The sequence below is a fragment of the Bordetella trematum genome (genome assembly GCF_900078335.1).
GTDB lineage: Bacteria > Pseudomonadota > Gammaproteobacteria > Burkholderiales > Burkholderiaceae_B > Bordetella > Bordetella trematum.
Map to the genome: position 1 here is coordinate 37695 of NZ_FKBR01000012.1, position 25718 is coordinate 63412.

Sequence of the window (25718 nt, forward strand, 5' to 3'; positions counted from 1 at the left end):
CGCCTCACTTGTAGCGAATGCTGGGATTGATGACGCCATAAAGCACGTCGACAATCAGGTTGATCAGAATGAATTCGAGCGAGAACAGCAGCACCAGGCCCTGAATCACGGGATAGTCGCGCTGCGTCACCGCATCGACCAGCAGACGCCCCAGCCCGGGCCAGTTGAACACCGTCTCCACCACGATGGAGCCGCCCAGCAGAAACCCGAACTGCAGGCCCATCATGGTCACCACCGGAATGAGCGCATTGCGCAAGGTGTGCTTGATGACCACACGCCCCTCGCCCAGCCCCTTGGCCCTCGCGGTGCGCACGAAGTCTTCCTGGATCACCTCGACGAAGGAGGCGCGCGTGAAACGGGCCATCACGGCCGCCACCGCCGCCCCCAGCGTGATCGAAGGCAGGATGTAATGCTTCCAGCTGGAAGCCCCGACCGTGGGCAGCCAGCCCAGCTCGACCGAGAACACCTGCATCAGCATCATGCCGAGTGCGAAAGCCGGAAACGAAATCCCCGAGACGGCCAGTGTCATCAGCAGACGGTCAGGCCAGCGATTGCGCCACACCGCCGACACGATGCCAAAGACCATCCCGAAGGTGACTGACCAGATCATGCTGGTGATCGTCAACCATAGCGTGGGCATGAAGCGATCGGCGATCTCGGTGGATACCGGCCGCTTGGTGCGCAGCGACACCCCCAGGTCACCCTGCAACAGATGGCTGAAGTAACGCACGAACTGCTGCGGCAGGGGCAGATCGAGCCCCAGCTCCTGGCGCACCAGGTCGACGGTGGCCTGGTCGGCCTCGGGGCCGGCGGCCAGCCGCGCGGGATCGCCCGGCAGCATATGCACGAAAAGGAACACGACCACCGAGACGAGCAACAGCGTCGGGATCATGCCCAGGAGACGTTTGACGAAATAGGTCAGCATGGAAATTCCTGTGGGCCCGGCGGGAGGAAGGCCGCCGGGCCGCGGCTACTGCTTGGGCGTTACTGCTTCAGATCGATGTCGCCGAACCAGAACGAGGTGTCGGGCTCGACATACACGCCGGACAGGTTCTTCGACTTGACGTACACGTTGTTCTGCGTGACCAGGAAGGCCCAGGGGGCGTCATTCCAGATGGTCTGCTGCACCTTGTCGTAGATCTCGCCCTTCTTGGCGCGATCGGTGGTGGCCAGCGCTTCCTTGACCCCTTCGTCCACGCTCGGGTTGGAGTAATAGGAAACGTTGTTCAGCACCGGCGGGAAGGCTTCCGTCACCAGCAGCGGACGCAAGCCCCAGTCGGCCTCGCCGGTCGAGGACGACCAGCCGGCGTAGTACAGACGCACCTTGGCGTCTTCGGGCTTTTGCACCTGCTGCACACGCTGCACGCGCTGACCGGACTCCAGCACCTCGACCGAGGTCTTGATGCCTACCTGGGCGAGCTGCTGCTGCAGGAACTGCACCGCCTTGACCGACGTGCCGTCGTTATAGGCCGACCACAGCGTGGTCTCGAAGCCCTTCTCGTAACCGGCTTCCTTGAGCAGCTGGCGCGCCTTGGCCGGATCGTAGGGCCAGGGGCCGGTCTTGGCGGCGAAGTCCACGCCTTGCGGCACCACGCCATCGACCACGGTCGCATAGCCGTTGAAGGCCACCTTGGCCAGGGCCTCCTTGTTGATGGCGTAATTGATCGCCTGGCGCACGCGCGGGTCATCAAACGGCTTGACCTTCGTGTTCATGGACATGTAGCGCGTCATGATGGAGTTCTTGTGATCCACCACGTCGAGCTTGTCGTTCTTGGCCAGGATGGCGGCCTGCTCGAACGGCACCGGGAAGGCGAAATGCGCCTCGCCGGTCTGCACCACGGCAGCGCGCGTATTGTTGTCGGTCACGGTGCGGAAGGTCAGGGTGTCGACCTTGGGCTTGCCCTGGTTCCAGTAGCCGTCGAACTTCTTGACCTTCAGGTATTCGGCCGGTTTCCATTCGACGAACTCGAACGGGCCGGTGCCCACCGGATGGAAACCGATTTCCTTGCCGTACTTGGCCAGCGCGGCGGGCGAAATCATCATGGCGGCCGGGTGGGCCAACGCATTCAGGAAGGCCGAGAAAGGCTTCTTGAGGGTGATCTTGACCGTCAGCGGATCGACCACGTCCACCTTGTCGATGACGCTGAACTGGATGTAGCGCGACAGGCGGTTGTCGGGGTTGGCCGGGCGATCGAAGTTGATCTTCACGGCCTCGGCATTGAAGTCGGTGCCGTCGTGGAACTTCACGCCGGGACGCAGCTTGAAGGTATAGACCAGGCCGTCGTCGCTGATGTCGTAGTCGGTGGCCAGCACCTTCTGGATCTTCAGATCCTTGTCGAACTCCAGCAGGCCTTCGTAGTAGGCCTTGCCCACCGCCTGGTTCAGGGTGCTGTTGGTGTTGTACGGATCCAGGGTTTCCAGCGCGATGGACACCGCGAAGGTCACGTCCTTGCTGGCGTGGGCCAGCGGCGTAACGGAGACACCGAAGGCCAGCGCAGCGGCTGCCATCAGCGTCGTGGGGCGCAGAACTTTCATCATTGCAGCTCCTCGGTCGAGAAGGTGAGAGGGTCGAAAAGTCCCGGAGCAGGCGACATCATGCCGCCCGGACCGGACATCAATAAGCGCCACCAACGGCATGGCGCGCAACAAAGTGATCCGGCCCGACCTGCACCAGGGGCTCGACGACCGGCTCGTCGCCGACCTTGCGGATCGGGCTGGGGATTTCCTCGGACAACAGCGTTCGCTTGAGGTGACGCCGCGCCGGATCGGCAATCGGCACCGCCGACATCAGTTTCTTGGTGTAGGGATGCTGCGGATTCTCGAAGATGGCGCGACGCGGGCCGATCTCGACGATCTGGCCCAGGTACATCACCGCCACGCGATGGCTGATGCGCTCGACCACGGCCATGTCATGCGAAATGAACAGGAACGACACGCCCAGGTCGCTTTGCAGATCGATCAGCAGATTGACGATCTGCGCCTGGATGGACACATCCAGCGCCGAGACCGACTCATCGGCGATCACCACCTTGGGATTGAGCGCCAGGGCACGCGCGATACAGATGCGCTGGCGCTGGCCGCCCGAGAATTCATGCGGGTAGCGCTGCGCCATCTCGGGCGCCAGGCCCACGCGCTCGAGCAATTCTTCGACCCGCGCCTGCGCCTGGCGGCCGCTGGCGACACCGTGCACCAGCAACGGCTCCATGATGGAAAAACCGACCGTCACGCGCGGGTCGAGCGAGGCGAACGGATCCTGGAACACGAACTGGATGTCGCGACGCAGGGACTGCAGCTCGCTGTTCTTGAGCCTGACGATATCGCGTCCGCCGAACAGGATCTCGCCGCTCTGGCTGTCCACCAGGCGCAGCAGCGAACGGCCGGTGGTCGATTTGCCGCAACCGGACTCGCCCACCAGCGAGAGCGTCTCGCCAGGGAACAGGTCGAAACTCACCTTCTCGACCGCGTGCACGCGGCGCTGCACGCGTCCCAGGATGCCGCCGCGCACATCGAAGCGGGTCACCAGGTCGCGCACGCTGAGCACCGGCGACTGATTGGCCGGCGGCCGGTCTTCGGGATTGACCGCACTGGTAGGCTCATCGGAGGGATCAGGGCGGCCGTTGACCTGCAGCAGCGGAAAGCGTTCGGGCAGGTCGGTGCCGGTCATGGCGCCCAGTCGCGGCACGGCCGACAGCAAGGCACGGGTATAGCTGTGCTCGGGCGCGGCGAACACACGCTCGGCAGCCCCCTCCTCGACCTTGTCGCCCCGGTACATCACCAGCACCCGGTCGGCCACTTCGGCCACCACGCCCATGTCGTGGGTGATGAACACCACGCCCATGTGCATCTCTTCCTGAAGTTGGCGGATCAGCTGCAGAATCTGGGCCTGAATGGTGACATCCAGCGCCGTGGTCGGTTCATCGGCGATCAGCAGCGCGGGCTTGCAGGCCAGCGCCATGGCGATCATGACGCGCTGGCGCATGCCTCCCGAGAGTTGATGCGGATAACGCTCCAGCACCGAACGCGCTTCGGGAATACGCACCTGCTCCAGCATGCGCAGCGCCTCGGCGCGCGCGGCAGCCGCATCCTTGCCCTGGTGCAGGCGGATGGTTTCGGCAATCTGGTCACCGGCGGTGAACACCGGATTCAGCGAGGTCATGGGCTCCTGGAAGATCATGGCCATGTCGGCGCCGCGCACGCTGCGCATGGTGCGCGAAGAGGCCCGCACCAGATCCACCACCTCGCCGCTGCGCCGGCGCAGCGTCATCGAACCCTGGGCGATGCGCCCGCCCCCATGCTCGATCAGGCGCATGAGCGACAGCGACGTCACCGATTTCCCTGAGCCCGACTCGCCAACGATGGCCAGCGTCTCGCCACGATCCACATGGAAAGAGAGATTGCGTACTGCCTCCACCGTCCGTTCGGAGGTAACGAAGCGCACCGTCAGGTCATCGACCTGAACCACGCGTTTCTCCGGCAGCGTCGGCATCTGAGCGCGATCAACCATATTTAATTCCGATCCTAAATGCCCGATGACCCACGAATCATCGGTAAATGGCGACGACGGCGTCCTCGCCCACGCGGCCATAACCGCGGTACATACCTTCCGTATTGAACGGCAGCGCCACATTGCCCTGCGCATCGACGGCAATCAGCCCGCCCTTGCCATCGATGGTGGGCAGCTTTTTGTTGACCACGCAATCGGCGGCCTGCGCCAGCGACTCGCCCAGATACTCCATGCGGGCCGAGACGTCATAGGCCGCCACCATGCGGATGAACATCTCTCCGGTGCCGGTAGCCGAAATCGCGCACGTGCGGTTGTTGGCATAGCAGCCAGCGCCGATGAGCGGCGAATCGCCCACCCTGCCGACCTGCTTATTGGTGATCCCGCCGGTGGAGGTGGCCGCAGCCAGGTTGCCTCGGGCATCGACGGCCACCGCCCCCACGGTGCCGAACTTGCGGTCCGCATCCAGCGGATCGGCCGGCGCAGGCTGGCCGCGCGACACGATGGCCTGGCCGTCGTGATCCAGCACAGCCGCATCAGGGTGTTCGCGCTGCACGCGCTCGAGCTGCTGGCGACGCGCCTCGGTGGTGAAGTACGAGGGGTCGACCAGTTCCAGCCCCTGTTCGCGGGCGAACGCCACCGCGCCTTCACCCACGAACAGCACATGCTTGCTTTGCTCCATCACGCGGCGCGCCGCCAGGATCGGATTGCGCACGCAATCCACCATGGCCACGGCGCCCGTGCGCAACGTGGCGCCGTCCATCACGGAGGCATCCAGCTCGTGAGTGGCCGCGCTGGTCAGCACGGCGCCATGCCCGGCATTGAACAAAGGACAGTCTTCCAGCAGACGCACCGCCTCGGTCACCGCGTCCATCGCGCTGCCACCGGCGGCCAGCACGGCCTGGCCGGCCTCGACGATACGGCGCAGCGCCTGCTGGTATTCCTGCTCTTTCTCGGCCGACATATCGGCGCGCGAGATCGCGCCCGCGCCGCCATGAATTGCGATAACCGGGGTCATCCTCGTTTTCCTGTTCCTGGTACACCATGGATCAGCCACGGCATGACCGACTGGGTCACGCCCATGGCCGCTTCGATTGAGTCTTTGGCGCGATGCGCCACCGCCGCCGACAGCGCCTCGATCAGGCCCAGGGCCGCGGTTTCGGCGTTAGACAGCAACTGCCGCGAGCTGGGCGCATACAACGCCACGGTGACGCACGGCGCCAGCGGCGAAGTCGGTTTGTCGGTCAGCACCAGCACTGGCACGCCGGCCTGCTTGGCGGCATTGGCCAGCGTCACCGTGTCGGCCAGATAGCGGGGGAAGGCGATCGCGATCACCAGATCGCGCGGCGTCATGCGCGCCATCTGGCGCGCGGCGTGCGATACGCCCCCCGGCCCGGCCAGCGATTCGACCGAATGCAGGTGCATGCACAGGCCGCGCTGCAACAGGCCGGCCAGAAAACCACTGGCGCCGAAACCGATGATGAACACACGTTCGGCCTGCAGCACCGCATTGACTGCGCGCTCACAGGTCGCTTCGTCCAGCCCCTGGAGAGTGCGCTGCGCGTTCTGGATGTCTTCCTGCAAGGTGGCGGCAAAGATCTGCACCGCGCTGGCCGATTGCGCCAGCTCCACCCGCAACTTCTCGACTGGCTCAAGGGCCGACTCGAACCCGCGCGCCAGCTCGGCGCGAAACTGGGGGTAGCCAGGCAGATCCAGCGCGCGGGCAAAGCGGTTGGCCGTGGCCACCGACACTTCCACGGCCGCAGCGAACTCGTCGATCGTCATGGTGGCCACCTTGAACGGATGCGCCAGCACAAACTCAGCCATGCGATGCTGGCTGCGGCTGAAACCAGGCTGCGCCCGGGCAATCCGGTCAGCGAGGGAAGGGGGAGCCTGGGTCATGGAGACAAATAAAAGGCGGAACGCGCCAATGAAAATAGATTTACCTACGGATTTTAGAAAAGAAAAAATATTTTCACATATAGGGATTACCCTGCGCCGCAATGGGGCCAGGCATGTCCCGGGAATGGCTGCCGGCATAAAAAAACCCGCCCTTGCCAGGGCGGGTTTTCGATTGCAGGCGGAATACTCAGCTCACGGCCGAGACATCCAGCTTGGCAGCGGTCTTGGACTGGATTTCCTCCACCGACACGCCCGGGGCCAGCTCCAGCAGCTTCAAACCATCGGGGGTGACCTCCATCACGCCCAGATCGGTGATGATCAGATCCACCACACCCACGCCGGTCAGCGGCAGGTTGCACTCGGGCAGCAGCTTCATGTCTTCGCTGCCGTCTTTCTTCTTGGCCACGTGTTCCATCAGCACCACCACCCGGCCCACACCGGCCACCAGGTCCATGGCGCCGCCCATGCCCTTGACCATTTTGCCGGGGATCATCCAGTTGGCCAGGTCGCCCTTTTCGGAGACCTGCATCGCCCCCAGGATGGCCAGGTTGATCTTGCCGCCGCGGATCATCGCGAACGAGTCGGCCGAGGAGAAGAAGGACGAGCCGGGCAGCGTCGTGACGGTCTGCTTGCCAGCGTTGATGAGATCGGGATCGATCTCGGCCTCGGTCGGGAACGGGCCGATACCCAGCAGCCCGTTTTCGGATTGCAGCCAGACCTCCACGCCCTTGGGCACGTGGTTGGCGACCAGGGTGGGCAGGCCAATGCCCAGGTTCACGTAAAAGCCGTCTTGCAGCTCGCGCGCCGCGCGCGCCGCCATTTCATCGCGGGACCATGCCATGTCGTCGTCTCCTTAAGCCGGGCGGGTAGTACGTTGTTCGATGCGCTTTTCCGGATTGGCATTGAGCACGATCCGGTGCACGTAGATGCCGGGCAGATGGATCTGGTCGGGATCGAGGCTGCCGGTGTCGACGATCTGTTCGACCTCGACGACCGTGATCTTGCCGGCCATGGCGACATTGGGGTTGAAGTTGCGCGCGGTCTTGTGGAACACCAGATTGCCGCTGCGATCGGCGATATGGGCCTTCACCAGCGAGACGTCCGGGGTCAGCGAACGCTCCATGACGTACTGCTGCCCATCGAACTCACGGATTTCCTTGCCATCGGCGACGATGGTGCCCACGCCGGTACGCGTGAAGAAAGCCGGTATGCCTGCGCCGCCGGCGCGCAGCTTCTCGGCCAGCGTACCCTGAGGCGTGAATTCCAGTTCCAGTTCGCCCGCCAGGTACTGGCGCTCGAACTCCTTGTTCTCGCCCACATAGGACGCAATCATCTTGCTGACCTGGCGGGTATTCAACAGCTGGCCCAGCCCGAAGCCGTCCACGCCTGCGTTATTGCTCACGCAGGTCAGATTCTTCACGCCCGAGTCACGCAGCGCCGCGATCAGCGCTTCCGGGATGCCGCAAAGGCCGAAGCCTCCGACGGCAATCATCTGCCCATCCTTGACGATGCCTGCCAGCGCCTCGGTGGCGCTTGCATAAACCTTGTCCATCGCTCCAACTCCTTGTTGAGATCCTGGGATCGGTTATTGACCGGCGGGGCTGCCCCTAGCCGTGTTCCGCCATTGATTTTAACGGCACGGACCGCTCAGTTGTCCGGGTTGCTGAACTGTCCGCCCAAACGCTCCAGCACCTCGGCCGGCCACGCCATGGAACAATTCGCCACGTAGTCCATCCACACCAGCACGTTGCGCCCGCGCGCATACGGGCCGCTGTCATCGCCCACCTTTTCGAGCACCAGTTCCAGCTCCATGCTGGAGCGGCCGATACGCTTGAGCACGTGCGTGACGCGCACCGTGGCCGGGTAGACCACCGGACGCAGAAAGTCGCACGAGGCATGCGCCAGGATGGCGCCCTGATCGGCCGGCAGGTCCAGGCCGGCGCCATACAGGATCTGCATGCGCGCTTCTTCCATCATGCGGAAATACAGCGTGTTGTTCAGGTGGTTGAGCGCATCGGCATCCCCCCACCGCATTGGCAGCTCAACCTGATGGCGAGCTCCGGGTTGAATCAATGATGCACTGTCTACTGCCTGCTCCACTGCCAGCTCCTGAATCCGGGTTGATGTAATCGATTTTCCGCGCTTTGCTTCACTGCAATACAATCCAGCAATCGTCAATGATACTTCCTACAAAAGTAGGGCTCAGAGAAGGGGAGATTTTGGTAATGGCTGAACGCGAGTCGATGGAATATGACGTGGTTGTGGTGGGCGGTGGCCCAGCCGGCCTCGCCTCCGCCATCCGCCTGAAACAACTGGCGGCGGAAAAAAACCAAGAGATCAGCGTCTGCGTGCTCGAAAAGGGTGCGGAAATCGGTGCACACATTCTTTCCGGCGCCGTCATGGACCCGATCGCGCTGACCGAGCTGATCCCGGACTGGAAAGAAAAGGGCGCGCCGCTGAACGTGCCCGTCACTCAGGACAAGTTCCTGTTCCTTTCCGACAAGGGCGCACGTTCCACCCCTGACTGGCTGTTGCCGGCCTGTTTCCACAACAAGGGCAACTACATCGTCCGCCTGGGCGAGGTGGCCAAATGGATGGGCGAGCAGGCCGAGGCGCTGGGCGTGGACATCTTCCCCGGCTTTGCCGCGGTCGAGGTGCTCTACGATGAAAACGGCGCCGTGCGCGGCGTGGCCACCGGTGACATGGGCGTGGCGCGCGACGGCACGCACACGGATCACTATCAGCCGGGCATGGAACTGCTGGCGCGCTACACCCTGTTTGCCGAAGGCGCGCGCGGCCAACTGGGCCGCCAGCTGACCGAGCGCTTCAAGCTCGACGACGGCCGCAACCCTCAGGCTTACGGCATCGGCATCAAGGAAATGTGGGAGGTCGACCCCGCGCAGGCCCGCCCCGGGCTGGTGATGCACACGGCCGGCTGGCCGCTGGACGCCGACACCTACGGCGGATCCTTCCTGTACCACCTCGACAACAACATCGTGGTGGTGGGCCTGATCGTCGGCCTGGACTACGCCAACCCCTGGCTGTCGCCGTTCGAGGAATTTCAGCGCTACAAGACCCACCCGGCCATCCGCGGCGTCTTCGAAGGCGGCAAGCGCATTGCCTACGGCGCCCGCGCCATCACGGCCGGCGGCCTGCTGTCGCTGCCCAAGCTGGTGTTCCCGGGCGGCGCCCTGATCGGCTGTGACGCCGGCTTCCTGAATGCCTCGCGCATCAAGGGCAGCCATGCCGCCATCAAGTCGGGCAAGATGGCCGCCGAAGCGGCTTTCGACGCCATCGTCGCGGACCGTCGCGCCGATGAACTGAGCGCCTATCCGCAAGCCTTCGAATCCTCGTGGCTGCACGAAGAACTGAACAAGGCGCGCAATTTCAAGCAATGGTTCAAGAAGGGCCGCACCGTTGCCACCGTCATGACCGGCATCGAACAGTGGTTGCTCAAGGGCAAGATGCCCTGGACGCTGCGCGGCAACGGCAAGCCCGACCACGCCTACCTGCAGCCGGCCGCCCAGTGCGCCCGCATCGACTATCCCAAGCCGGATGGCAAGCTGACCTTCGATCGTCTGAGTTCGGTGTTCATCTCCAACACCAACCACGAAGAGAACCAGCCTATCCACCTGACGCTGAAGAATCCCGATGTGCCGGTGGAAGTCAACCTGGCCGTCTACGGCGGCCCGGAGGCGCGCTACTGCCCTGCCGGGGTGTACGAGTTCATCAAGGACGATCACGGCGCCGACAAGCTGCAGATCAACGCCCAGAACTGCGTGCACTGCAAGACCTGCGACATCAAGGATCCCAAGCAGAATATCGTCTGGGTCGCGCCGCAAGGCGGCGAAGGCCCGGTCTATAACGGCATGTGATCCTTCTCGACGGGGCGCTTCGGCGCCCCGTTTTGCTTGCGCCCTTCTCTGCCCTCGACGTTGCCGGAGACTGTCATGGCACAAACCATTCTGCTTGCCGGTTGCGGCGACCTGGGTCTGCGCACGGCCGCGCGGCTGCTCGCGCGCGGCGATACCGTCTGGGCCCTGCGGCGCCAGCCGCCGGCCGACTCGCCCGATGGGCTGCGCTGGATCCAGGCCGACCTCAGCCAACCCCAGAGCCTGCGCGGCTTGCCCGACGATATCGACCGGGTCGCCTATCTGCCCGCGCCGGGCGGGCGCGATCCGCAGCGCTACCGTGCCGTCTTTCTGGACGGCCTGGCGCATCTGCACGCCGCGCTGGCGGGGCGTCCCCGGCGCTGGGTCTTTGTCTCATCCTCGGCGGTTTACGGCGATCATGGCCAGGACTGGGTCGACGAAACGACGCCGCCCGCCCCCCTGGCCTTCAATGGTGCCACGCTGCTGGAAGCGGAGACCCGGCTGAGGCAGCTGGAGCCCGGGGCGGTCAGCCTGCGGCTGGCCGGCCTCTACGGCCCGGGCCGGCTGCAATTGCTCGAACGCTTGCGCGCCGGCCAGGCACGCGCTCCTCGCGAGCCGGCGCACTGGGCCAACCGCATCCATATCGACGATGCGGCGGCGGCGGTGGCGCACTTGCTGCACCTGCCGCAAGCCCTGCCCTGCTATCTCGGCGCCGATGACACGCCCATGCCGCTGGACCGCCTGTATGGCGAATTGGCGCGCCTGCTGCACGCGCCTTCGCCCGGCTGCGGCCCGGCGCCTGCCGGCGTCGGCAGCAAGCGGCTGAGCAATGCCCGTCTGAAAGCAAGCGGTCTGCAGCTGGCCTGGCCCGACACACTGGATGGCTACCGCGCCCTGATCGAAAACCGCTAGGCGCGCAGCAGGCGGGCCAGCGTCTGCACCGTGCGGGCGATATCCTCGCGCGAAATATCCAGGTGGGTCACCAGGCGCGTCGGCCCGCCATACACGGCGCGCATGGCGATGCCCTCGGCCTGCAGCCCGTCCTGCAGGCCGGCACAGCGCTGCGGATCAAACTGAACGAACACCATATTTGTCTGTTGCGAGAGCACTTGCACGCCGGGCAGGCCGCCCAGTCCTTCCGCCAGCAGCCGGGCATGCTCGTGATCCTGCGCCAGACGTTCGACATGATGATCCAGGGCATGCAAAGCGCCCGCAGCCAGCACCCCGGCTTGGCGCATGCCGCCGCCCAGCACCTTGCGCCAGCGGCGCGCCGTATCGATGAGAGCCTGGCTACCCACGAGCACCGAGCCCACCGGTGCGCCCAGCCCCTTGGAAAAACAGATCGAGACCGTATCGAAGGGTTGGCACAGCTCGGCCAGGCTCAGGCCGCTGGCCACGCTCGCATTGAACACCCGCGCGCCGTCCAGGTGGGTGGCCAGCTGGCGGCTGCGCGCGAAAGCCGCAGCCTCCAGGATATAGCCCTGATCGATCACCTTGCCATGGAAGGTGTTCTCAAGCGCCAGCAGGCGCGTGCGCGCATAGTGCGCGTCGCCGACCGGCTTGACGGCGGCGGCCAGCCTGGCCAGCGGCAGGCTGCCATCGGCGTCATGCTCGATGGGTTGCGGCTGGATGCTGCCGAGCACGGCGGCGCCACCGCCTTCGAACTTGTAGGTGTGCGCCTGCTGTCCGGCCAGATATTCGTCGCCACGCCCGCAATGCGCCATCAAGGCCGCCAGATTGCTCTGCGTGCCCGAAGGAAAGAACAGGCCCGCCTCCTTGCCGGCGCGCCCGGCCACGGCCTCCTGCAAGGCGCGTACGCTGGGATCGTCGCCCATCACGTCATCGCCCACCGGCGCCTGGGCCATCGCCTGACGCATGGCGGCCGTCGGCCGCGTGACGGTGTCGCTACGAAAATCGATCATGCCTTCTCCTGTCGGGAATCGGTTCTGGCCGGGGCACGCGCCCGGCTCACCACCCAGATACCTGCCATGACGCAGGCCATGCCCACCCCTTCGGCCGGGGTCGGACGCTCATTAAGAATCAACCATGCCAGCAAGACGGCAGTGACCGGCACCCCCAGGCTGGACAAGCCCGCGATCGAGGCCGGCAGGCGGCGCACCACCAGCAACCACATCACCCACGCCAGGGCCGATGCGCCGAAGATGATGTAGATCATGCCGATCCAGAGCTGCCAGCCCCAGATCGCGTCGATCTGCGGCACGAGCAGCGCCACCGGCGTCATTAGCAACGCGCCGAACAACATCTGCCAGGCAGTAAAGGTCACGATATCGGGCGAGTACTGCTCGAACATGCGCTTGGACAGGGCCGTGCCCAGCCCCCAGCACAGGCCGCTGAACACGCCCAGCACCACCGGCACCGCATCGCCCATGCCTTGCCAGGGTTCCAGAAAGCACACCAGGCCGCCACCGGCCAGGGCAATGCCGGCCCAGTGGCGCCCCGTCGGGCGCTCCTTCAGGATCAGCCAGGCGAATAGGATCAGCCAGAACGGCATGGTGTAGGCCATCAGCGAAACCTTGGCCACCCCGCCGGATACCAGGGCCGTCTGCACGAAGCCCTGGAAACCCGCCGTCTGCGTCGCGCCCACCAGCAGCGTCAGGCGCCAGGGCGGCATGGCCAGCGAGCGTCCGGTGGCGGCCGCGCCGATGAACAGCACCAGCGCCCCGCCCAGATACCGCAGCACCACGAAGTCGTAGGGGCCGATGTAGGGCACCACCAGCTTCATCGCGATCCAGCTGCCCGCCCACACCACGATGGTCGCCACCATCAAGGCCAGGCCGCTGCGGTCAAAACTGCCACGGGTCACGATGAAACTCTCCTGAATACGAACACAACGCTCGGCCCACGCAAGAGCGCCCGCCAGAGGCGGGCGACACAGAAAGGCAAGCTACCGGACTGATGGTAACGCAGCCGGCTGGCCCGCCGCGCAATTGACCGCGATGGCCGTGCAGCTATTGGCGCACGCCTGGGGCGAAAAAAAGGCCTGCGCCGTCAAGCGCAGGCCCTGGCTGCTGCCCGCTGCCTTACAGCGGGCGGGCCAGCTGTTCGAGGATGGCCGGATTCTCCAGCGTGGAGACATCCTGCGTGACTTCCTCGCCCTTGGCGACCACGCGCAACAGGCGGCGCATGATCTTGCCCGAGCGCGTCTTGGGCAGGTTGTCGCCGAAGCGGATGTCCTTGGGCTTGGCAATCGGGCCGATCTCCTTGCCCACCCAATCGCGCAACTGCTTGGCGATGGCCTGCGCCTGTTCGCCTTCCGGACGCGCGCCCTTGAGCACCACGAAAGCCACCACGGCTTCGCCTGTGGTGTCGTCCGGGCGGCCGACCACGGCGGCCTCGGCCACCAGCTCATGCGCCACCAGGGCAGACTCGACCTCCATGGTCCCCAGGCGATGGCCCGAGACGTTGAGCACATCGTCGATACGGCCCATGATCCAGAAATAGCCGTCGGCGTCGCGCTGCGCGCCATCGCCGGCCAGATAGTAGCCGCGCAACTCCGGCGGGAAGTAGTTCTTCTTGAAGCGCTCCGGATCGCCCCACACCGTACGGATCATCGCCGGCCACGGACGCTTGATCACCAGGAAACCGCCATTGCCCTGATCGACATCGGCGCCGGTTTCATCGACGATGGCCGCGCTGATGCCCGGCAGCGGCAAGGTGCAGGAGCCCGGCTTGAGCGGCGTCGCGCCCGGCAGCGGCGTGATCATATGGCCGCCGGTTTCGGTCTGCCACCAGGTGTCGACGATGGGGCAGCGCTCCTGGCCCACGTTCTTGTGATACCAGATCCAGGCTTCCGGGTTGATGGGTTCGCCCACCGTGCCGATGATGCGCAGGCTGTTCAGGTCGAAGTTGCGCGGATGGGTCTGCGGAGCCGATTCCGAGGCCTTGATGAGCGACCGGATGGCCGTGGGCGCGGTGTAGAACACGGTGACCTTGTGGCGCTGGATCATTTCCCAGAAGCGCCCGGCGTCGGGGAAGGTCGGCACCCCTTCGAACACCACCTGGGTCAGGCCGGCCGCCAGCGGGCCGTAGGCGATATAGGTGTGCCCGGTGATCCAGCCCACGTCGGCCGTGCACCAATAGACGTCGTCGGCGCGCGCATCGAAAGTCCACTTGGCGGTCATCGCTGCCCACAGGAGATAGCCGCCCGAGGCATGCTGCACGCCTTTGGGCGTGCCGGTGGAGCCGGAGGTGTACAACACGAACAGGGGGTGCTCGGCATTGACCGGCACCGGCTCGCAATGATCGGGCTGGCCCGCTTCGACGTCGTGCATCCAGACATCACGGCCCTCGTTCCAGATCACCTCGGAACCGCTGCGGCGATAGACCACCACCTTGCGAACGGCTTCGCAATGGCCCATGGCGAATGCTTCATCGACCGCCGGCTTGAGCGGGATGACCTTGCCGCCGCGCATCTGCGCATCGGCCGTGATCACCAGCGAGGCGCCCACGTCGACGATGCGCTCCTGCAGGCTCTTGGCCGAGAAACCGCCGAACACCACCGAATGCGTCACGCCCAGACGGGCGCAGGCCTGCATGGCGACCACTGCCTCGATGGACATGGGCAGATAGATGATGGCGCGATCGCCGGCCTTGTAGCCCAGGGCCTTCAGGCCGTTGGCAAAGCGCGAGACGCGCTGCAGCAACTCGCGGTAGGTGACCTTCTCGACGCGGCCGTCGTCGGCCTCGAAGATGATGGCGGTCTTGTCGGCGTTGCCGTTGGTCAGGTGCACGTCCAGGCAGTTGGCCGAGACGTTCAGTTCGCCATCGCCGAACCAGCGGTAAAACGGCGCGTCGCTCTCGTCGAGCACCTGGGTGAAAGGTTTGGTCCATTGCAGGTGTTCGCGCGCCTGACGGGTCCAGAAGCCGTCGTGATCCTGCTCGACTTCCTGACACAGTGCCCGATAGGCGTCCATGCCCGAGATGGCTGCGCCCTTGACGGCGCTTTCGGGCGGCGGGAACACGCGGTTCTCCACCAGAACGGATTGGATGGCATTCGACATGGTTTTGTCTCCGATTCGTGATTTTGGTGCTGCCGTTTTGCCGACACGCAACCGTATCGCCATGCTCTTACGGGCACCTTACGCAGGCGGGCCTCCTTGGTCCGCCTGGTGCCCCCACAACATGGTGGCCAGACCGTAAGAATAGCAGCCTGGCCTGGCATGCGCCGAGGCTCAAAGCGCCTGGCGACGGGCGATACCGCGCGCCAGATCGACCCGTTGCAACAACAGCAGGCCGACAAGAAAGAAGATTCCCGTCACCAGGATGGCCAGACGGTGATTGCCGGCGGTCAGCCAGGTCACCAGGCCATAGGTCAGGGGCCCGACTACCGCCGCCAGCTGCACGGCGAAGGTCCAGAGCGCGAAAAATTCCGCCAGCCGGCCCGGCGGCGCCAGAGCGCCGGTCATGGCGCGACCGGCGCTTTGGCTGGTGCCCATGCACAGCCCGGCGAGCAAGGCTGCTACCCAGAACACCGCTGCGGTGGTGGCCGCATAGGCCACCACCACCATGATGATCCAGCCCACCAGGGTCATGCCCAGCGCCCGCTTGTGGCCAATGCGATCCTGAAGATAACCGAAGGCGAAGGCGCCGGCGGCCGCCGCAATGTTGACGGTGAACACCAGCAGCATCACCTGCGGCATGGTAAAGCCCATGGCCTGCTCGGCATAGATGGCCGCCAGCGTGATCACCACCGCAATTCCGGCCTGATAGCTGGCGCCGCAAAGCAGCAGCCCGCGAAATTCCGGAAAATGCTCGCCTGTATCGCGCCAGGCAAAGGCCAGCCGCCGCAGCATGTCGGCCGCCCGGACCGGCACGGCCTTGGGCTGGGCCCGCTCGCGCAGCAGAAAAAACGAAGGCAGCGCCGCCAGGGCAAACACGGCACAGGTCACCAGGATCACCCAGGGCACATACTGCTCGGCCGACAATCCCCGCGCCTCGCCCCAGCTGACCACTGCCAGGCACAGGCCCAAGGTCAGCATGCCGCCGCAATAGCCGAAGCTCCAGCCCCAGCCCGAGACCCGCCCCAGCGCCTGAGGCTGAGCCAGTTCGGGCAGAAAGGCCGCCACCACCGACTCGCCGATGCAATAGCAGTAATTGGAAACCGCCACGGCCGCCAGCGCCAGCCACACATCGCCCGGCCCCGCGCGGGCCAGCAACAGGGTGGCCAGCACGCAGCCGGCCGTGCTGGTGTAGAGCAGCCGGCGCTTGCCGGCGCGCGCATCGGCGCGCGCGCCCAGCGTCGGCATGGTCAGCATGATGGCCAGATAGGACAGCGACAAAGCCGCCGTCCATGCCAGCGTGGCCCAGTCGGCGCGCTGGCCCACGACGGCCACGAAATAGGTGCTGAACACCGTCGTGAGAATCACCGTCGTGTAGCCGGAGTTGGCGAAGTCATACATGGCCCAGGCCCAGACCTCGCGCCGGCTCACCCCCGGATTGAGCACGGCGGCGCGCAGCGCCGCCTCGGGGAGCTCGCGACTCACTGTGCCTGGACCGGCAGACCCAGCGCGGCAATGCCGGCGCGGGCGATCTGGGCATCTTCACTGGATTTCACGCCAGACACGCCCACCGCGCCCACCACCTGACCATCGGCCACGATGGGCACCCCGCCCTCCAGCATCCCTTCGAGCAGCGGCACCGACAGGAAGGAATAGCGGCCATTGTTGATGGTTTCCTCGTAGAGGCGCGACTCGCGCCGCCCGAGCGCGGCGGTGCGCGCCTTGGCCGGGGCGATGTGCGCGGAGATGGGCGCCGCCCCATCGCCACGCGACATGCCCAGCAAGTGGCCGCCATCGTCGACCACGGCGATGCTGACGGCCCATTGCTGGGCCAGGGCATGCGCTTCGGCAGCGGCGAGGATTTTCTTGACGTCGTCCGCAACCAGCACGGGTTTGGATTTCATTACAGCGATTCCTTGATCTGTTCGAGCGCCGACGGATCCTCGATGGTCGTCAGGTCGCCCGGGTCACGGCCCTCGCAGACCGCCACGATGGCTCGGCGCAGCACCTTGCCCGAGCGGGTCTTGGGCAACACGCCTACGAAGTGGATGCGCGCCGGCCGCGCCACGGCACCCAGCTGCTCCTCAACCAGGCGCATGATATCCCGCTCCAGCTGCCGGGCGGCGTCATCGCCCTCGACCGTTTCGGGACGCTTGAGCACCACGAACGCCTGCGCCACCTGCCCCTTGAGACTGTCTGCCACCCCCACCACGGCGCACTCGGCCACGCCGGCATGGCTGTTGATCGACTCCTCGATCTCGCGCGTGCCCAGGCGGTGTCCGGCCACGTTGATCACATCGTCGGTGCGGCCCAGGATGAACCAATAGCCGTCCTGGTCACGCAGCCCCCAGTCGAAGGTCGAGTACAGCTGACGGCCCGGAATGGAGCTGAAATACGTCTCCACGAAACGGGCATCATCGCCCCAGATCGTCGCCAGCGCCCCCGGCGGCAGCGGCGGCACGATGGCCACCACGCCCTTCTGGTTCGGCCCCAGGTCCTCGCCGGTGGATTCGTCCACTACGCGGACATCAAAGCCATAAACCGGGAAAGAGGGGCTGCCAAAGCGGGTCGGCACGCGCTCGACCCCCGGCTGGGCCGAAAGGATAGGCCAGCCCGACTCGGTCTGCCAGTAGTTGTCGATGATGGGCTTGCCCAGGCCATCGGCGATCCACTGCGCCGTCGGTTCGTCCAGCGGCTCGCCCGCCAGGTAGAGCGCGCGCAGCGAAGACAGGTCATATTGCTTGAGCAACTCCGGATCCTGGCGCTTGAGCACGCGCACCGCGGTCGGTGCGGAAAACAGGGTATTGACCTTGTACTTCTGCACCAGGCGCCACAGGATGCCGCCATCGGGGCGCACCGGCGTTCCCTCATAGAGGATGGTCGCCTGTCCGCCGATCAGCGGCGCATAGACAATGTAAGAGTGCCCCACCACCCAGCCGATGTCGCTGGTGCAGAAGAAGGTCTCACCCGGGCGGCCGTCGAACAGATACTCCATGGAGGAAGCCAGCGCCACGGCATAGCCTCCCGTATCGCGCTGCACGCCCTTGGGCCTGCCGGTCGTGCCCGAGGTGTACAGGATGTAGCTCGGCTCGGCAGACTCCAGCCATTCGACCGGCACCTCGGCGCCCTCGTGACGGGCGCGCAGATCGGCGTAATCGAGGTCGCGGCCCGGCTGGCGCTCGAAAGGCGCCAACCCCCGGTCCAGCAGGATCACGGATGCCGGCGGATGCTCGGCCAGCGACAGGGCCTTGTCCAGCAAGGGCTTGTACGCGACCACCTTGCCCGCGCGCGAGCCGCCGTCGGTGCTGACCACCACCTTGGGACGCGCATCATCGATGCGCTGCGCCAGATTGACCGAGGCGAAGCCGCCGAATACCACCGAGTGCACCGCCCCGATGCGCGCGCAGGCCAGCATCGTGAAGACCGCCTCAGGCACCATGGGCATGTACAGCAGCACCCGGTCCCCGCGACCCACGCCCTGCTCGCGCAGCATGGCGGCCACCGCATTGACCTCCTGGTACAACTCGCGCCGGGTATAGGTGCGCTCCTGGTCGACTTCGGTCGACACCCAGATCAACGCCGGCTCATCGGCCTGCTGGGGCAACCAGCGATCGACGGCGTTGTAACAGAGATTGCTGCGCCCGCCCACAAACCAATGAGCGAACGGCGGCCGGGAAAAATCCAGCACCTCTGAAAAAGGCGTCTCCCAGTGGATCCGCTGCGCCTGTTCGCGCCAGAAGCCATCACGCTCGTGAATCGACCGGTAATGGAAATCCCGGGTTTTTTCCATGCTTTGCCTCCTGTTATGGTTCATTTCAGCCTGTGTGCGGCATCGACCGCGCTTTTTTTATTGTCGACAATCAACCTTGCACCAGGCTTGCCGCGATGACTGGGGATTCCCCCAGGTTGGCGTGGCCATGCCATTTGATCCGGGCCGCCTGGAAGCGGCTTTTTTCGTACTCGTTACACCCGGATGTAATAATAGATTTGATAGAATCGCCCCATTATTTTTTTCTATCCTAACCCGTGGCCGATTCTCCGGCCCAATCAAACTTGGCGAGCATGCTTCGATACGCCCAAACTGCGTCACCCGATTCGTTCTCCCTACTCGCCAAGCGCGGGGCACGCCTGCTTGCTTCGCTGGGTTGCCTGGCCGTGATGGCCGGCTGCGCCAGCAGCACAGCCCAGAAGTCCGCGGCCTTCGTCTCCGACACCGACGAAACCCGCGCCGAATGGCTCGCCGCCTCCGACGACCCCATCGGCATGCTGGTGTCGCGCAGCTCGCTCAAGCGCGACCGCAGCAGCGGCCAGGGCCTGAAAGCCTCGTTCGGCGGCGACGCCCTGCTGGCCGAGGCCATGAATCAACTCGGCGTGCGCTACCGTTTCGGCGGCACCAGCCCGGACAGCGGCTTTGACTGCAGCGGCCTGATCCTCTACTCGGCAGAACGCTCGCTGGGCCTCAAGCTGCCCCGCAACGCAGCGGAAATGGCCCGCCAGTCGCAGGTCATCGACCGTAGCGAACTGCGCCCCGGCGATCTGGTGTTCTTCAATACGCTCGGCCGACGCTACTCGCACGTCGGCATCTACATTGGCGAAGACAGCTTCATCCACTCGCCCAGCTCCGGCGGCGTCGTGCGCATCGAAAAAATGACGGTGGCCTACTGGAACAAGCGCTATAACGGCGCCCGTCGCGTCGTCAAGGACAACCGCCTGGCGTCGGCCCAGGCCCGCGACTGATCCAAACCCGTTCCCCCGGACCAGCTTTTTTCAACCAGGACGGAATAAACCGCCGCCCCCGGCCGTCTGCCTCCATGACTGCCTGTGCCAACCGGCGACAGGCTCACCCCTTGTCAGGAGCCATGATGAGAAAGATGCTGCGCCTCACCACGATTGCATTGCCGCTGGCCTTGCTGGCCGCCCAGGGCCACGCCGCCGCGCTCGACCAGGCCCAGGCCCGCCTGAAGGCCATCGCCGCCAACGACCTGCCCGCCGTAATGGCCGAGTATGGCGCCCAGCCGCGCTTCGAATGGGTCGGCGGCCCGCTGGACGGCAGCTACGCCGACGCCCAGGCCATCAATGCCGTCTGGCAACGTTTCTTCGCCGCCCAGGGGCCGCTCAAGGTCACCGTGGGAACCATCGACGAAGCCGCCAACCCCAAGGGGGCGACGGTCAGCGCCGACCTGCTGCTGGAAGGCAAGTCCGCCCTGACGCTGCGCTACGTCCTGACCTATCGTGATGGCAAGCTCGTCAACGAGGTCTGGCAGGTCGCCCCGCGTGCCGGGCTGACGGCGCCGCGCTGACCTCCACACTGCGCCATGCCCACGCTCTCGGTGGACCGCCTGCTGGACTGGATCCCCCGGCTCAGACGTTATGCGCGCCTGGCTTTTCACCTTGATGCACCATCTGCACGTCGACCGCGCACGCCGTCCCGGTCTTGCCACCGTGCCCTGGGATGAAAGCGGCGCTGAAAACGTCTGCGGCCCGGCAGCGCCGGAATCCGGCCTGCAGCTGCTCGACCTGGATCAGGCCCTCGCCCAGCTTCCTCCCGAGCAACGCGAGATCCTTCTGCTGGTAGCCCTGGAAGACATGAGCTATGCGGACATCGCCCGCAACCTGGGCATCCCACCGGGCACCGTCATGTCGCGCCTGTCGCGCGGACGTGAGCGCCTGCGGCAACTGATGGGCGGCGCGCGTCCCGCCGCACACATGCGAGTCGTGAAATGACCCCTGACGCCAAGCCTTCCCCAATCACCGAAGACGACCTGCACGCCTGGGTCGACGGTCAACTGGATCCGGCCCGGGCTGACGCGCTGGGGGCCTATCTCGCCGACCACCCCGAACAGGCGCGCCGCGTACAGGCCTGGCAGGCACAACGCCTGGCCCTGCGCGCCCGCTTCGCAGGCGTGCTCGACGAACCCATTCCCGAACGACTGCGCCAGGCCGCTAGTCCCCCGCGAACCGCCCGCGCTTCGCAAGGCCTGTGGCGACTGGCCGCCAGCCTGCTCATTGCCCTGGCCGGCGGTGTGCTGGGCTGGGGCCTGCGCGCCCAATGGCCGCAACCGACCCTGCTCGCCAGCGCCGCGCCGGCCAACGCCGGCGCCTTCGCCCTGCGGGCTGCCGTCGCCCATACCGTCTTTGTGCCGGACCTGCGTCGTCCGGTCGAAATCTCCGCCGACCATGAAGACCAGCTGGTCACCTGGCTGTCGAAACGCATGGGCGCGCGCCTGACACCCCCCAGACTGCAAGCGCTCGGCTACCGCTTGCAGGGCGGGCGGCTGCTGCCCGGCGGCCAGGGGCCGGTGGCACAGTTCATGTACGAAGATGCTGCCGGCATGCGGCTGACGCTCTATGTCACCAACGAAGACACTGCCACGGCGGCCCGGGGTGCGCCCACCACGTTCCAGTTCACCCACGACGGCCCGGTCAACGTTTTCTACTGGATCGAGGACGGCTTCGGCTATGCCCTGTCCTCCTATGCCGGCCGCAGCGAACTGGCGCGGATTTCGGCCGAGGTGTATCGCCAGCTCAACCCAGGGCAGTCACCCGCCCTGTCCGGCGGCGCCACGCCGGGCTGAGACGGACCCGCCACCCGGCGGCGATCGGCGGCAAGGATTAGAATGACGCCGGCGCGCCCGGCCTGACCGGGCACGCCCTCCCCTCCCGAGGCTTGCACCGATGTCCAATTCAAAAATTGCAGGATTGCTATGGCCCGCCGTGCTGTGCACGGTCACCGTGCTTGTCTACACCTTTCATGCCGACCTGTTCCGGCGCTTTCTGCCAGGCTGGAGCCCGGAAGCCTTCCGACGCGTCAGCGCCGCCCTGAGCTTTTACGCCTTCGCCTGGCTGGTCGGGCGCATGGCCACCGCCACCCTGACACGCCGGGCGCGGCGCAAGCGCAAAACGCCCCGGCTGCTGCGCGAGCTGATCACCGCCTCTCTGTTCGCCGTGGCGACAGTGGCCGCCATCGGCTTGCTGCTGGGGCAGACCGCTGGCGGCATCATTGCCAGCTCGGGCCTGATCATCGCCATCCTGGGCTTTGCCATCCGCAACGTGCTGGCCGACGTGCTGGCCGGGATCGCCATTGGCGTGGAAGCCCCTTACCGCATCGGCGACTGGGTCGGCTTCGATGCCACCACCCGGGGCCGCGTCACCGAGATCGGTTGGCGAACTACCCGCATCCTGACGCCCAACGGCACCTACATGATCCTGCCCAACAGCCAGATATCGCGGCAGATGCTGACCAACTACAGCGCACCCCGCAAGCAATACCAGGGTGATCTGGAAATCGTGCTCGGCCATGACATCTCCATCGCCGAAGGCAAGCTGCTGCTCTACGAAGCCGCCTTGAACAGCATGCCCAAGGCGGGCCTCGATCCCGACCAGACGCCACGCGTACGCGCCATTGCCTATGCCGCCGAGGGCGTGACTTACCGCATCAAATACTGGGTGCCGCAGTTTTCCGACAGCACCGACTGCCGCGATGCGATCCTGATCGCCATCGATGAAGCCGTCCGGGCCCGCGGCCTGCGCCTGCCCTGGCTGGACCCGCGCTGCCCCCCTGCCCCCGTGAACGCCGAAAAAACCTGAAAAAAAACGCCTCCCCAGGGAGGCGTTGTCAGTTTCCGGGCGGCGGATCGCCGCTGTTTCAGCGTCGGCCTGAACGGCCGGCTGTGGCACCGGTGAAATCGTGACGGCAGGTGCCGCCAAGGAGATTACGGGCTGGCTGGATCCTTTCAGTGACGGGTAAGCGGCTTTTCATAGGCCTGCTTCTCACAAGCCTTGGTGCACAGCCCGCATTGCTGCAAGGCCTGCTGCATGCTGCAGACCGAGCGGCGACAAGCCACGACCTTGATTCCGCCGCGCTGCGCCGCGTTGCGGAAGGTCTTCATGACGTTATGCCCCAGGAAGTCGGTCAACAGGATCACCAGTTGGGTGCCGGTGGGCAACTGCAGGGTCTTCTTCTGATGCGAAGGATCACGCCCGCTGATGTGATGCGTGATCGAAATGTTGTGTCCTTTCAGTAGATCCGGGATGTTGCCCAGACGATCTGCACCGACCACTACCGCGCTCAAGCCAGCCACCATGATTCACCTCATTGGTTGTTGCGTATGCGGTAATGATAATGATTCCCATTGATTAGTCAAATCAAATGAGAGTCATTCCCATTTTATTATTTCAATGGAGTCGACCCGGCGCATAGTCCCTGACTCGATGGCTTAGCGCCCTCCGCCCTGCACGGCGTCGTTGACGACCTGCCGGGTGAGCTGCGGCGCCAGCATCTCCAGAAAGGTATAGATGTAGTCACGCAGGAACACCCCGGACTTGACGCCCACGCGTGTGGTGTGAGTGCCGAACAGATGCCCCACGGGCAGTCCCACCAGATTGCTGTCGCGCCGCGGATCGTAGGCCACCCCGGCGATGATGCCGATGCCCAGGCCCACATCGACATAGGTCTTGATCACGTCGGCATCGATGGCTTCCAGAACGATATCGGGATGAATGCCCTGGTTGGCGAAGATCTCGTCGATCGTGCTGCGGCCCGTGAAGGCACGGTCGTAGGTCACGATGGGGAACTCGGCCAATTGCGCAAGCGTCAGGTTGCGCGCCTGTGACGACCTCAATTCGGCCAGCGGATGATCGGGCCGCACCACCACCGTGTGCTCCCAGGTATAGACGGGCAACGTGGCCAGGCCCGGCGTCAAAGCCAGCGATTCGGTCGCCAGGGCCAGGTCTGCCTGCTCGTGCAACACCATCTCGGCGAGCTGCGCCGGGCTGCCCTCGGCCAGCGACAGATGAACCTTGGGAAACTGCTGACGAAACGCAGGGATGACGCGCGGCAGGAGATAGCGTGCCTGGGTGTGCGTGCAGGCGATCACCAGTCCGCCCTCGTCGCGGCGCGCGAACTCATCGCTGACCTTCTTGAGATTGTCGACCTCGCGCATGATGCGGTCGATCACCTGCGAGACGGCCAGCCCCGGCTTGGTGAGGCCCTTGATGCGCTTGCCGTGGCGCTCGAAGATCTTGATGCCCAGCTCGTCCTCGAACTCGATGATGGCCTTGGACACCCCTGGCTGAGAGGTATAGAGCATACGGGCGGCTTCCGTCAGGTTGAAGTCGCGGCGTATCGTTTCCCGCACGAATCGGAATTGCTGAAGGTTCATGTCCGTAATTCCCCTTGCCTTGTGATGAACCTGATTATAAGTAATATAAAACAGTGCCTATATAACTTATAAGAATATGTTTAGTCATCGGAACGCAGGCGGGGAAGGGCTGGCGCTTCGATTACTATGCCCAGGTTCCGGCAACGGATATCCGAGTTTGTTTTCTTCTCTCAGGCTGCCATGCACGAAGACATCGCGACCCTCGTCAAGGACTCTCTGGCCAAGGCCAGAAAGCAGATCGGGCACGCCAATGTGCTGATCGCCGGCAAGACCGGCGTGGGCAAGAGCACGCTGGTCAATGCCATTTTTCAGGGCGAGCTGGCCACCACCGGCATTGGCCGGCCGGTCACGCAGAATACCCGCGAATACCGCAAGGATGGCATTCCGCTGACCATCATCGACACCAAGGGCATCGAGGCCGGCGCCTATCAGCAGACCCGCAGCCAGCTCGAAGAAGCGCTCAGAACACGCAATGCCTCGCGCGACGCCGGCCAGCACGTGCACGTGGCCTGGCTGTGCATCGCCGAGGACTCGCGCCGGGTGGAGCAGGCCGAAATCGACCTGCTGGCCCTGCTGGAGAAGTACCGCATCCCGACCGTGGTCGTCATCACCAAGGCGCGCAGCGACAACGGTTTTCGCGCCGAGGTCGAGAAGTTGCTGCCCGGCGCGCGCCAGTTTGTCCGGGTACGCGCACTGCGCGAAGAACTCGACGACGGGCCGGTGCTCGAACCCATGGGGCTGCGCCAGCTCGTGGAGGTCACCGCCCAGCTTTTTCCTGACGGCCACAAAAATGCCTTTGTGGCCGCCCAGAAAGTCGATCTGCAGCACAAGGTCGAACGCAGCCACGTTGCCGTAGGCACTGCAGCCCTGGCTGCCGGCACCGTGGGCGCCACGCCCATCCCCTTTGCCGATGCCGTCGGCATCGTCCCCGTCCAGGTCACCATGATCGTGACCATCTCGGGCATCTTCGGCCTGAAACTCTCGGAATCCTTCGTGACCACGCTCGTGGCGACGGCCGTCACGACCGTCGGCGGCACGCTGGCCGGTCGCGCAGCTGTCGGCTCGCTGCTCAAGCTGATCCCGGGCGTCGGCTCGGTCGTCGGCGGCGCGGTGTCCGCGGCCACCGCCGCCGCCCTGACCACCGCCTTCGGCGAAGCCTACATCCTGACGCTGCGAAAACTGTTCGCGGCCAAGATGCCGGCCGAGATCAGCGCCGAGGAAGTGGCTCGCGAGTTCGTCCACACGCTCAAGGCGCCCAAATGAA

Annotated in this window: 23 protein-coding genes and 1 pseudogene; 8 read left to right on the forward strand and 16 right to left on the reverse strand. The window is 65.2% G+C overall.

Annotated features, from left to right (window positions below; genetic code table 11):
• Positions 1-4: 4 nt before the first annotated feature.
• The 8 genes from gsiC to A7V84_RS06225 form a co-directional block, all read right to left on the reverse strand.
• A complete protein-coding gene (gene gsiC / locus A7V84_RS06190) occupies positions 5-925 on the reverse strand; it encodes a glutathione ABC transporter permease GsiC (protein WP_025517843.1) in 921 nt (306 codons plus the stop codon).
• Between the two features lie 59 nt (positions 926-984).
• Complete coding sequence (gene gsiB / locus A7V84_RS06195) at positions 985-2538, reverse strand: glutathione ABC transporter substrate-binding protein GsiB (RefSeq protein ID WP_025517845.1); 1554 nt, start codon at positions 2536-2538, stop codon at positions 985-987.
• Positions 2539-2614: 76 nt separating this feature from the next.
• A complete protein-coding gene (locus tag A7V84_RS06200) occupies positions 2615-4504 on the reverse strand; it encodes a dipeptide ABC transporter ATP-binding protein (RefSeq protein ID WP_033534220.1) in 1890 nt (629 codons plus the stop codon).
• 37 nt (positions 4505-4541) lie between these two features.
• Positions 4542-5519, reverse strand: a complete 978-nt coding sequence (locus A7V84_RS06205; RefSeq protein WP_025517848.1) for an isoaspartyl peptidase/L-asparaginase family protein — start codon at positions 5517-5519, stop codon at positions 4542-4544.
• Complete coding sequence (locus A7V84_RS06210) at positions 5516-6403, reverse strand: MurR/RpiR family transcriptional regulator (RefSeq protein ID WP_063492047.1); 888 nt, start codon at positions 6401-6403, stop codon at positions 5516-5518. The genes A7V84_RS06205 and A7V84_RS06210 overlap by 4 nt, the downstream gene beginning before the upstream one ends.
• A gap of 187 nt (positions 6404-6590) precedes the next feature.
• Complete coding sequence (locus tag A7V84_RS06215) at positions 6591-7244, reverse strand: 3-oxoacid CoA-transferase subunit B (RefSeq protein WP_025517851.1); 654 nt, start codon at positions 7242-7244, stop codon at positions 6591-6593.
• A 12-nt stretch (positions 7245-7256) separates the two neighbouring features.
• On the reverse strand, positions 7257-7955 hold the full coding sequence (locus A7V84_RS06220; RefSeq protein WP_025517852.1) for a CoA transferase subunit A: 699 nt from the start codon (positions 7953-7955) through the stop codon (positions 7257-7259).
• Positions 7956-8050: 95 nt separating this feature from the next.
• Positions 8051-8437 carry an acyl-CoA thioesterase gene (locus A7V84_RS06225; protein WP_081695138.1) on the reverse strand — a complete coding sequence of 129 codons (387 nt, stop codon included), beginning with the start codon at positions 8435-8437 and terminating at the stop codon, positions 8051-8053.
• Positions 8438-8628: 191 nt separating this feature from the next.
• On the opposite strand from A7V84_RS06225, the gene A7V84_RS06230 reads away from it, so the two are divergent.
• Positions 8629-10278: an electron transfer flavoprotein-ubiquinone oxidoreductase gene (locus A7V84_RS06230; RefSeq protein ID WP_033534219.1), complete on the forward strand. Its 1650-nt coding sequence runs from the start codon at positions 8629-8631 to the stop codon at positions 10276-10278.
• A 75-nt stretch (positions 10279-10353) separates the two neighbouring features.
• The gene (locus tag A7V84_RS06235) at positions 10354-11187 is read left to right on the forward strand and encodes an NAD-dependent epimerase/dehydratase family protein (RefSeq protein WP_025517855.1); all 834 of its coding nucleotides are present in this window, start codon (positions 10354-10356) and stop codon (positions 11185-11187) included.
• Here the strand turns inward: A7V84_RS06235 and ltaE are convergent.
• The 6 genes and pseudogenes from ltaE to A7V84_RS06265 form a co-directional block, all read right to left on the reverse strand.
• On the reverse strand, positions 11184-12197 hold the full coding sequence (gene ltaE / locus A7V84_RS06240) for a low-specificity L-threonine aldolase (protein WP_025517856.1): 1014 nt from the start codon (positions 12195-12197) through the stop codon (positions 11184-11186). The two genes, A7V84_RS06235 and ltaE, sit on opposite strands and share 4 nt — an antisense overlap.
• The gene (locus A7V84_RS06245; RefSeq protein ID WP_025517857.1) at positions 12194-13099 is read right to left on the reverse strand and encodes a DMT family transporter; all 906 of its coding nucleotides are present in this window, start codon (positions 13097-13099) and stop codon (positions 12194-12196) included. The genes ltaE and A7V84_RS06245 overlap by 4 nt, the downstream gene beginning before the upstream one ends.
• A 217-nt stretch (positions 13100-13316) precedes the next feature.
• The gene (acs, locus tag A7V84_RS06250; RefSeq protein ID WP_063492046.1) at positions 13317-15296 is read right to left on the reverse strand and encodes an acetate--CoA ligase; all 1980 of its coding nucleotides are present in this window, start codon (positions 15294-15296) and stop codon (positions 13317-13319) included.
• A 171-nt stretch (positions 15297-15467) separates the two neighbouring features.
• On the reverse strand, positions 15468-16694 hold the full coding sequence (locus tag A7V84_RS06255) for an MFS transporter (RefSeq protein ID WP_025517859.1): 1227 nt from the start codon (positions 16692-16694) through the stop codon (positions 15468-15470).
• Between the two features lie 80 nt (positions 16695-16774).
• Entirely contained in the window at positions 16775-17197 is a 423-nt protein-coding gene (locus A7V84_RS06260; protein ID WP_025517861.1) for a heme-binding protein, read from the reverse strand.
• Positions 17197-19110 (reverse strand): annotated as a pseudogene (locus tag A7V84_RS06265) (propionate--CoA ligase); the annotation flags it as partial. The gene A7V84_RS06260 and the pseudogene A7V84_RS06265, both read right to left, overlap by 1 nt.
• A 245-nt stretch (positions 19111-19355) precedes the next feature.
• Here A7V84_RS06265 and A7V84_RS06270 point away from each other — a divergent pair.
• The 5 genes from A7V84_RS06270 (at position 19356) to A7V84_RS06290 (ending at position 22880) form a co-directional block, all read left to right on the forward strand.
• Positions 19356-20030, forward strand: coding sequence for a C40 family peptidase (locus tag A7V84_RS06270; protein ID WP_033534214.1), 675 nt, complete (start codon positions 19356-19358; stop codon positions 20028-20030).
• Positions 20031-20152: 122 nt separating this feature from the next.
• Positions 20153-20593: a Cif family virulence factor gene (locus tag A7V84_RS06275; RefSeq protein WP_231886754.1), complete on the forward strand. Its 441-nt coding sequence runs from the start codon at positions 20153-20155 to the stop codon at positions 20591-20593.
• Between the two features lie 70 nt (positions 20594-20663).
• Positions 20664-21017 carry an RNA polymerase sigma factor gene (locus A7V84_RS06280; protein ID WP_063492045.1) on the forward strand — a complete coding sequence of 118 codons (354 nt, stop codon included), beginning with the start codon at positions 20664-20666 and terminating at the stop codon, positions 21015-21017.
• On the forward strand, positions 21014-21868 hold the full coding sequence (locus A7V84_RS06285; RefSeq protein ID WP_025517869.1) for an anti-sigma factor family protein: 855 nt from the start codon (positions 21014-21016) through the stop codon (positions 21866-21868). Before A7V84_RS06280 ends, A7V84_RS06285 begins: the two co-directional genes overlap by 4 nt.
• A 100-nt stretch (positions 21869-21968) precedes the next feature.
• Positions 21969-22880, forward strand: a complete 912-nt coding sequence (locus tag A7V84_RS06290) for a mechanosensitive ion channel family protein (RefSeq protein WP_212760475.1) — start codon at positions 21969-21971, stop codon at positions 22878-22880.
• Positions 22881-23026: 146 nt separating this feature from the next.
• Here A7V84_RS06290 and A7V84_RS06295 read toward each other — a convergent pair whose 3' ends face one another.
• Together A7V84_RS06295 and A7V84_RS06300 are read right to left on the reverse strand one after the other, a co-directional pair.
• The gene (locus tag A7V84_RS06295) at positions 23027-23377 is read right to left on the reverse strand and encodes a DUF2325 domain-containing protein (protein WP_025517872.1); all 351 of its coding nucleotides are present in this window, start codon (positions 23375-23377) and stop codon (positions 23027-23029) included.
• Positions 23378-23509: 132 nt separating this feature from the next.
• On the reverse strand, positions 23510-24454 hold the full coding sequence (locus tag A7V84_RS06300) for a CysB family HTH-type transcriptional regulator (RefSeq protein WP_025517873.1): 945 nt from the start codon (positions 24452-24454) through the stop codon (positions 23510-23512).
• Between the two features lie 180 nt (positions 24455-24634).
• On the opposite strand from A7V84_RS06300, the gene A7V84_RS06305 reads away from it, so the two are divergent.
• On the forward strand, positions 24635-25717 hold the full coding sequence (locus tag A7V84_RS06305) for a GTPase (RefSeq protein WP_033534212.1): 1083 nt from the start codon (positions 24635-24637) through the stop codon (positions 25715-25717).
• Position 25718 lies beyond the last annotated feature (1 nt).

What these genes read in the sequence shown, in the direction of transcription:
- gsiC (WP_025517843.1), bottom strand. Translation starts at nt 925, where the DNA reads ATGCTGACCTATTTCGTCAAACGTCTCCTGGGCATGATCCCGACGCTG.
- gsiB (WP_025517845.1), bottom strand. Translation starts at nt 2,538, where the DNA reads ATGATGAAAGTTCTGCGCCCCACGACGCTGATGGCAGCCGCTGCGCTG.
- A7V84_RS06200 (WP_033534220.1), bottom strand. Translation starts at nt 4,504, where the DNA reads ATGGTTGATCGCGCTCAGATGCCGACGCTGCCGGAGAAACGCGTGGTT.
- A7V84_RS06205 (WP_025517848.1), bottom strand. Translation starts at nt 5,519, where the DNA reads ATGACCCCGGTTATCGCAATTCATGGCGGCGCGGGCGCGATCTCGCGC.
- A7V84_RS06210 (WP_063492047.1), bottom strand. Translation starts at nt 6,403, where the DNA reads ATGACCCAGGCTCCCCCTTCCCTCGCTGACCGGATTGCCCGGGCGCAG.
- A7V84_RS06215 (WP_025517851.1), bottom strand. Translation starts at nt 7,244, where the DNA reads ATGGCATGGTCCCGCGATGAAATGGCGGCGCGCGCGGCGCGCGAGCTG.
- A7V84_RS06220 (WP_025517852.1), bottom strand. Translation starts at nt 7,955, where the DNA reads ATGGACAAGGTTTATGCAAGCGCCACCGAGGCGCTGGCAGGCATCGTC.
- A7V84_RS06225 (WP_081695138.1), bottom strand. Translation starts at nt 8,437, where the DNA reads ATGCGGTGGGGGGATGCCGATGCGCTCAACCACCTGAACAACACGCTG.
- A7V84_RS06230 (WP_033534219.1), top strand. Translation starts at nt 8,629, where the DNA reads ATGGCTGAACGCGAGTCGATGGAATATGACGTGGTTGTGGTGGGCGGT.
- A7V84_RS06235 (WP_025517855.1), top strand. Translation starts at nt 10,354, where the DNA reads ATGGCACAAACCATTCTGCTTGCCGGTTGCGGCGACCTGGGTCTGCGC.
- ltaE (WP_025517856.1), bottom strand. Translation starts at nt 12,197, where the DNA reads ATGATCGATTTTCGTAGCGACACCGTCACGCGGCCGACGGCCGCCATG.
- acs (WP_063492046.1), bottom strand. Translation starts at nt 15,296, where the DNA reads ATGTCGAATGCCATCCAATCCGTTCTGGTGGAGAACCGCGTGTTCCCG.
- A7V84_RS06255 (WP_025517859.1), bottom strand. Translation starts at nt 16,694, where the DNA reads ATGTATGACTTCGCCAACTCCGGCTACACGACGGTGATTCTCACGACG.
- A7V84_RS06260 (WP_025517861.1), bottom strand. Translation starts at nt 17,197, where the DNA reads ATGAAATCCAAACCCGTGCTGGTTGCGGACGACGTCAAGAAAATCCTC.
- A7V84_RS06270 (WP_033534214.1), top strand. Translation starts at nt 19,356, where the DNA reads ATGCTTCGATACGCCCAAACTGCGTCACCCGATTCGTTCTCCCTACTC.
- A7V84_RS06275 (WP_231886754.1), top strand. Translation starts at nt 20,153, where the DNA reads ATGATGAGAAAGATGCTGCGCCTCACCACGATTGCATTGCCGCTGGCC.
- A7V84_RS06280 (WP_063492045.1), top strand. Translation starts at nt 20,664, where the DNA reads ATGCGCGCCTGGCTTTTCACCTTGATGCACCATCTGCACGTCGACCGC.
- A7V84_RS06285 (WP_025517869.1), top strand. Translation starts at nt 21,014, where the DNA reads ATGACCCCTGACGCCAAGCCTTCCCCAATCACCGAAGACGACCTGCAC.
- A7V84_RS06290 (WP_212760475.1), top strand. Translation starts at nt 21,969, where the DNA reads ATGTCCAATTCAAAAATTGCAGGATTGCTATGGCCCGCCGTGCTGTGC.
- A7V84_RS06295 (WP_025517872.1), bottom strand. Translation starts at nt 23,377, where the DNA reads ATGGTGGCTGGCTTGAGCGCGGTAGTGGTCGGTGCAGATCGTCTGGGC.
- A7V84_RS06300 (WP_025517873.1), bottom strand. Translation starts at nt 24,454, where the DNA reads ATGAACCTTCAGCAATTCCGATTCGTGCGGGAAACGATACGCCGCGAC.
- A7V84_RS06305 (WP_033534212.1), top strand. Translation starts at nt 24,635, where the DNA reads ATGCACGAAGACATCGCGACCCTCGTCAAGGACTCTCTGGCCAAGGCC.